At 74.2% G+C, this 6965-nt stretch carries 6 protein-coding genes; 1 reads left to right on the forward strand and 5 read right to left on the reverse strand.

Going from position 1 to position 6965, the window contains the following annotated elements:
• Positions 1-8: 8 nt before the first annotated feature.
• From ABD249_RS08290 to ABD249_RS08310, 5 genes are all read right to left on the reverse strand, one after another.
• The gene (locus ABD249_RS08290; protein ID WP_425546304.1) at positions 9-1178 is read right to left on the reverse strand and encodes an SLC13 family permease; all 1170 of its coding nucleotides are present in this window, start codon (positions 1176-1178) and stop codon (positions 9-11) included.
• Positions 1179-1275: 97 nt separating this feature from the next.
• Complete coding sequence (locus ABD249_RS08295) at positions 1276-2694, reverse strand: MFS transporter (RefSeq protein ID WP_425546298.1); 1419 nt, start codon at positions 2692-2694, stop codon at positions 1276-1278.
• A gap of 58 nt (positions 2695-2752) precedes the next feature.
• The gene (locus ABD249_RS08300) at positions 2753-3994 is read right to left on the reverse strand and encodes an FAD-dependent oxidoreductase (protein ID WP_344342506.1); all 1242 of its coding nucleotides are present in this window, start codon (positions 3992-3994) and stop codon (positions 2753-2755) included.
• Positions 3995-4138: 144 nt separating this feature from the next.
• Complete coding sequence (locus tag ABD249_RS08305; protein ID WP_344342507.1) at positions 4139-5302, reverse strand: M20 family metallopeptidase; 1164 nt, start codon at positions 5300-5302, stop codon at positions 4139-4141.
• Positions 5299-6465 (reverse strand): M24 family metallopeptidase, encoded by a 1167-nt coding sequence (locus tag ABD249_RS08310; protein WP_344342509.1) that lies wholly within the window; start codon positions 6463-6465, stop codon positions 5299-5301. The genes ABD249_RS08305 and ABD249_RS08310 overlap by 4 nt, the downstream gene beginning before the upstream one ends.
• Before the next feature lie 190 nt (positions 6466-6655).
• Between ABD249_RS08310 and ABD249_RS08315 the strand changes: the two genes are divergently transcribed.
• Positions 6656-6965: helix-hairpin-helix domain-containing protein (locus tag ABD249_RS08315; protein WP_486303398.1), on the forward strand; the 310-nt coding region annotated here is incomplete at its 3' end.

Here is a 6965-nt window from a genome sequence, read left to right on the forward strand (position 1 = left end):
CGGGTGCGTCAGAGGCCGTGCACGAGCCAGAGCGCGACGACGCCGAGGACGACCGTGACCGGCGCGACGACGAGGCTCAGCAGCATGTAGCGACCCCACGGCAGCCGCACGTCCATGGCCGTGAGGCGGTCGTGCCAGAGCAGGATCGCGAGCGACGCCCAGGGCGTGACGAGGGCGCCCGCGTTGACGCCCACGAGGAGCGCGGCCATGCGGATCGCATCCGTCGCGAGGGGCTCGAGGGCGAGGTAGGCGGGCAGGTTGTCGACGCCGTTGGCGAGCAGCGCGCCCGAGCCGGCCAGCCGCAGGAGGTCGCCGAGCCCGTCGCCCGTGCCGACGATCGGCTCGAGGAGCGTCGCGAGGCCGCGGGCGTGGAGCGTCTCGACGACGAGGAACAGGCCGATCGCGAGCAGCACGATCTGCCACGGCACGAGGCCGAGCCGCAGCGCGCGCGGGCGGCGGATCGCGACGAGCACGACGAGCAGCAGCGCCGCGATCGTGGCCGGGATCCACACCTCGATGCCGCTCACGAGCGCTGGCACCAGGAGCGCGAGCACGACGGCGGCGCCGATCGTGAGGACCCTGTCCGGCTCGGGCTCGACGGCGGGGCGCTCGTACCGGGCGGCGAGGCTCCTGCGGTGCGCGAGGACGACGACGACGGCCGGCACGGCGATGCCCACGATCGCCGCCGGCGCCATGAGCGCCGCGAAGGCCGCCGGCCCGAGGCCGAGCTGGTGCTCGGCGAGGAGGTTCGTGAGGTTCGACACGGGCAGCAGCAGCGACCCCGTGTTCGCGATCCACACGGTGGTGAGCGCGAACGGCAGCGGGTCGAGGCGCAGGTGCCGCGCGAGGAGCACGACGACGGGCGTGAGCAGCACCGCGGTCGTGTCGAGCGACAGCAGGATGGTCGCGACGCTCGCGAGCAGCAGCACCAGCAGCCACACCACCCACGCGCGCCCGAGGCCGAGCGCGCCCAGACGTTCGGCGATCGCATGGAAGATGCCGGCGACCGCGGCGAGCTCGGCGACGATCGTCGCGGCGATCACGAAGAGCAGCACGGGCCACGTGCGCTCGCCGATCTCGAGCGCGGCCGGCACGGGCAGGACGCCTGTCGCGAGCAGGCCGATGCCGACGACGACGAGGATCGCGCCTGCGACGCCGATCCACGGGAGGTCGCGCAGGCGGCTCAGGGCGGGCCGTCGTGCGGGGGCGACGTGCTCGACGTCGTCACGCACGCTCGCATCGTACGCCCGCCGGGGCGAGCCGGATGCATCGGGGTCACCGTCGGGGGTCGACCTGCTCGGCCGCGGGCTCGGGCTCGGCACCCTCGGCGACCGGGACCGACGTCGTCTGCCCCGCGAACTGCGCCGAGAGCGTGCGGTACGAGCGCGTGAGGAACGCCCCGATCGCGAGCAGCACCGTCGCGCCGCCCGCCACGAGGAAGACGAGGGCGATGCCGCGCGCCGAGCCGTCGCCCAGCAGCCAGCCGAACGCCTCCCGGCCAGCACCGGAGTCCATGTACGGGATGATCGCGAACTCGGCGATCGGGGCGATGAGGAACGACGTCACCGGCGCCGCCGCCGACTCGAACGCCTGCGCGAAGCCGAAGACGCGACCCTGCCGTTGGAACGGCACGACCTTCTGGATGATGGTCTGCTCGGCGGCCTCGACCGCGGGCACGAGCGCCATCCACATCCAGATGCCGACGGCGTAGAGCACCCACCACTCGCGGATCGTGAAGAGCGCGCCGAGGATGCCCATGCCGACGACGATGAGGAGCATCGTGCGGATGGGATTGCGACCGAGGCCCGTCTTCGCGATGACGAGGCCGCCCACGATGAAGCCCGTCGAGGCCGCGCCCAGCACGATGCCCCAGATCTGCACCTCGAACAGCTCGAGGCCGTACGGGTCCATGAGGGCCATGTAGACGCCGCCGATGAGGTTGTTGAACGTCGAGAAGACGATGAGGGCGAAGAGGCCGGGCGCTGCGCGCACCGCCGTGATGGCGCCGCGGAGGTCGACGGCCGGGCGCCCCTCGCCGTCGGGCTCCGGCTGCGCCTCGGGGATGCGGACGAACGCGAGGTGCGCGAGCGCGACGCCCGTGGCGACGATGGCGATGCCGAGCGTGAGCCCCATGCCCAGGAAGCCGATCGCGAGGCCGGAGAACACGCTCGTGACCATGAAGGCGACGCCCTGCACCGTGCCGACGAGCCCGTTGGCGTTCGCCCGCCGGTCTTCGGGCACGAGCAGCGTCACGGTGGTCGACAGGGCGATGTTGCGCATGTTCTCGACGACGGCGCCGAAGAGGATGATGCCGGAGAACAGCCAGAACCACGGGCCGCCCAGGTCGAGCAGCGAGCGCTCGGGGAAGAGCAGGTAGAGCACGCCGGCGATCGGGAAGGATGCGAGCGTGACGACGCTCGAGAGCACCATGACGCGGTGCTTGCGGTGCCGGTCGACGATGGTGCCGAACAGCATCGAGAAGATCGCGATGAGCAGCATGTAGGCGCCGCCGATGATGCCGGTGGCGAGCACCGATCGCGTCTCGAGGTAGACCCAGAACGTCAGCGCGAACCAGAGGAAGCTCGTGGTGACGTTGGCGACGAGCGTGTTGACGAGCACGTGCCCGAAGCGGCGCATGCCGTCGGCGGGGACGACGGGGTTCGAGGCGGCGGTGCCGGGGCTGGGCTCGCTCATGCCTGGAGCATAGGCGCCGCCTCGGACACGGGGGAAGATCCGCCCGCGATCGTCGACCTCAGGCGCCGAGGTCGGCGATCACGGCCCCCGCGACGCGGTCGCCCGAGACGAGCGCGCCCTGGATGGAGGCGGTGTCGCGATGGTCGCCTGCGACGTAGGTGCGCTCCCCCACGCGAGCCGTGGCGCGCGTGCGCAGCGGCGGCTCCTGCGCGGGTAGCGCATGGCGCACGTCGTCGCGACGCAGCAGGCGCCACGCATCCACCGACGTGCCCCACACGTGCGCGAGCTGCGCCCGCACGACGGCCTCCGTCGCGTCGCCGAGCAGGCACGTCGCCTCGACGAGGTGGCGGCCGCGCGGCGCGTACGCGGGCGCCGTGCCGGAGACGACGGACGTGTGCAGGATCGGGCCCGAGCGCGTGCCGTCGAGATGCAGCATGCGCGAGCGCGTCGGCGACGACGGGGCGTCGAACCACCACGTCTGCAGGCCGCGCGTGACCGGCGTCGCGACCTCCACGAGCGCACCGGCCGACTCGGGGCCGACCGCGACGACGACGGCGTCCGCGAGCGCGGGGGCACCGCCGGCGACGTCGACGCGCACGCCGGCGCCCTCCTGCGCGATGCGCTCGACGCGACGGTCGAGCACGACGCGACCGTCCTGGTCGGCGATCCTCGCGGCGAGCTGCTCGGGCAGCGCCTGGATGCCGCGCGCGGGCAGTCCGGGCCGGCCGAGGGCGAACATGCGGACGAGGAGGCGGACGAACGCGTCCGACGTCGCACCGGCGTCGTCGGCGACGACGCCGGCGAGGAACGGCTCGAGCACCTCGCGCGTGAGCCTGCCGTCGACCCCGATCCGTCGCCACGCCTCCGCGAGCGTCGCGTCCGTGCCGCCGACGACGGCCCGCGGGCGCACGATGCCCGGCACGGCCCAGCGGGCGAGCGCGACGAGCTCGCGCGGATCGAGCAGACCGCTCGCGAGCGTCGCGGGCAGGCGGGAGGGATGCCGCAGCGGATGCGCGAGCTCGGCGAGCCCGTGCTCGCGCCGCACGCGCACCCCCACGGGGAACGAGCGCATCTCGAGCGCGTCGACGTCGACCCAGCGCTGCACGGCGGGATACGCCGGGTTCAGCACCTGGAAGCCGCGATCGAGCAGGAAGCCGTCGACGGCATCCGTGCGCTGCCTGCCGCCGACGCCGTCCGACGCCTCGAGCACCACGACGTCGAGCCCCGCGAGCGCGAGCCGGAGGGCGGCGCGGAGGCCGGCGAGGCCAGCGCCCACCACGATGACGTCGTGACGATCCATGCTCCGACGCTACGGGTCGGCAGCCGTGCCCGTGAGGGGTGGACAGCCGGGGTCGGCGCGCGCGTCGGTGGGCGAGCGCGCCGGAGCGCTTCAGCCGTCGGGCGCGTCGGAGCGCGCGTCGGCCGGCGAGCGCGTCGGGGCGCGTCAGCCGGCGAGCGCGAGCGTGAGCCGCACGTAGGCGCGCGCGGCGGTGCCGAGGTCGGCGATCCGCACGTGCTCGTCGGGCTGATGCGCCTGGCCGGTGATGTCGCCCGGGCCGAGGATGATCGTCGGGCAGCCGTGGTGCTCGGCGACGAAGCCGCCCTCGCACGCCGCCGTCCACGCCTCGACGGCGCTGACGTGCTCCTCGTCGGCGAGGGACGCGACCGCCGCCGCGACGAGCGGATGCGCCGCGTCGGTCGTGAAGCCCGGCATCGCCATGAGCGTCCGCCCCTCCACGGTGCAGCCGAGCGACTCGACGCGCGGTCGCACGTCGTCGAGCAGCCGCGCGAGCACGTCCTCCGCTCGCTCGCCCGGCATGAGGCGTCGGTCGACGAGCAGGGTGCACCGGTCGGGCACGATCGACGTCGCGTGGCCGCCGTCGATGCGGCCGACGCTCCAGGATGCCGATCCCAGCGGCCCGGACGCACCGGCCCGCAGGCGTTCGTGGTCGGCGAGGATCGCGTCGACGACCGCCGCGGCGCCCGCGATGGCGCTCGCGCCGTCCTCCGGCCTGCCCGCGTGGGCGGCGCGGCCGCGCACGACGATCTCGTGGTTCGACGCCCCGCGGCAGGCCACGACGGTCGCGAGGTCGGTCGGCTCGGCGACGATGCACGCACGGTACGCCCGCGGCGGCTGACGCAGGTGGGCGAGCATCCCGAGCGCGAGGTCCTCCTCGTCGGCGGTGACGAGCAGCTCGAGCGCGATGTCGGGTCGCACGCGGTGCACGGCAGCCATCGCCTGCAGCACGGCGGCGAGGCCGCCCTTCATGTCGGTCGAGCCGCGGCCCACGAGCGTGCCGTCGACGACCGTGGGCGAGAACGGGTCGTGCGTCCAGCCGGGACCGGCGGGGACGACGTCGCTGTGCCCGAGGAACAGCAGCCCCGGCTCGTCGGGGCCGAAGCGCACCGACACGTTCGGGCGATCGGGTGCCGCGTCCTCCACGAGCACCTGCCCGCCCAGCCGCGACGCGATCGCGACGAGCGCACGAGCGGCGCGCGCCTCCGTGCCGCCGGGGTTCTCGCTCGGCGCGAGGATGAGGCTCGACGCGTCGGCGACGATCGTCGCCTCGTCGACGAGCGCGAGCGCCCGCTCCATCTCGTCGCTCATCGCACGACCAGCTCGCGCGGCACGTGCGTGAGCAGCTCGACGCCGCCCTCGGCGATCGCGACCGACTCCGACAGCTCGCAGCCGAATCCCGTCATCCACATGCCCGCGATGACGTGCAGCGTCATGCCCGGAGCGAGCACCGTGTCGTCGTCGCCGCGGATCGAGACGGTGTGCTCGCCCCAGTCGGGCGGGTAGCCGATGCCGATCGAGTAGCCGAGGCGCGATGCCTTCTCGTAGCCGGCGGCGCGCAGGTGCTCCTGCCAGAGGGCGTGCACCTCGGCGAGCGTGCGGCCGGGCCGCATGCCGTCGAGCACGAGGTCGAGCCCTGCGGCCGTGACGTCGGCGAGCGCCTGCAGCTCGCGCATCGGCCGACCCAGCGACACGGTGCGTGCGAGGGGCGCGTGGTACCGCTCGGAGACGCCGGCGATCTCGAACGACACCGCCTCGCCCGCCTCGAGCACGCGGCCCGAGTACGTCATGTGCGGCGTGTCCGCCGCCTCTCCCGTCGGCAGCATCGGCACGATCGCCGGGTAGTCGCCTGCGACCCCGTCGACGCCCATCGCCTGCGCGTGCGCGACGACGGCAGCGAGCTCGTGCTGGCCCATGCCGGGTCGGATGGCGTCGAAGCCCGCGAGCATCGCGGCGGTGCACACGCGGCCCGCGGCGCGCATGCGCTCGAGCTCCGCGGGGCTCTTCACGAGCCGCACCCAGTTGACGAGCTGCTCGGCGTCGACGAGCGTCCACTCGGGGGCTGCGCGCTGCATGGCGAGGAACGACCGCACCGTGAGGAAGTGCGCCTCGGCCTCGTAGCCGACGCGGCCCGCGCGCACGAGACCGCGCTCGCGCAGCGCATCCACGATCCACGCGAACGGATGCCGATCGGGCTGATGCACCCACGTCTCGGGGTAGCCGAGGATGCGGGAGGCGGGGAGCCGCGCGGTCCGGTGCGCGCCGTGCGCGTCCATCGAGCGCAGGGCGAGCACCGGCTCCTCGTCGTGCGTGACGAGCAGCAGCTGCGGCATGTAGAACGACCACGCGTCGTAGCCGGTCAGGTAGTGGATGTTCGCGGGATCGACGACGACGAGCGCGTCGAGGTCCGCGGCCACCATGCGCAGCCGCACGGCCTGGAGTCGTGCTGCGAGCTCGTCTGCGTCGAACGGCATGCCGCTCCCCTCGGTCCGGTTGCGGTCACGCTACCCGGCGAGCGGTGCTCGTGAGCGGAGCGGCGCGGCCGCATGGTGCGTGCCGCTCCGCTCGGCGGCACATCCCGACGGGTCCGCGCGCGAGCTCGCGCCGGCGCCTCGGCCCTGATGCGTCGCCCACGACGTCGCGCGGGCGGCGTACGCTGCAGCCGTGGACGATCCTCGGCCCCTTCCCGCCATCGGCGCGCCGGCCACGAGGGCGCTCGCCGAGGCAGGGGTGCAGACCCTCGACGACGCTCGACGGGTGGGTCTCGCCGCCCTCGCGATGCTGCACGGCGTCGGGCCGAAGGCCCTTCGGCTCCTCGAGGCCGCGCTGTCGGACGACGCGCTCGCGGAGCTCGACGGATGCGCCGTGCACGATCGCACGCGATCGCCGACGGGCCACCGCATGACGGAGGGCCCGTCGCACCGGAGTGCGACGGGCCCTGCGTGCTGCGTGACGACTACTCGGCGGGAGCGGC

It is taken from the genome of Agrococcus versicolor, assembly GCF_039531815.1.
In the GTDB taxonomy this organism is placed as follows: Bacteria; Actinomycetota; Actinomycetes; order Actinomycetales; family Microbacteriaceae; genus Agrococcus; species Agrococcus versicolor.

Bases quoted from the DNA above. Each gene is read 5' to 3' on its own strand.
- ABD249_RS08295 (WP_425546298.1), bottom strand. From the start codon at position 2,694: ATGAGCGAGCCCAGCCCCGGCACCGCCGCCTCGAACCCCGTCGTCCCC.
- ABD249_RS08300 (WP_344342506.1), bottom strand. From the start codon at position 3,994: ATGGATCGTCACGACGTCATCGTGGTGGGCGCTGGCCTCGCCGGCCTC.
- ABD249_RS08305 (WP_344342507.1), bottom strand. From the start codon at position 5,302: ATGAGCGACGAGATGGAGCGGGCGCTCGCGCTCGTCGACGAGGCGACG.
- ABD249_RS08310 (WP_344342509.1), bottom strand. From the start codon at position 6,465: ATGCCGTTCGACGCAGACGAGCTCGCAGCACGACTCCAGGCCGTGCGG.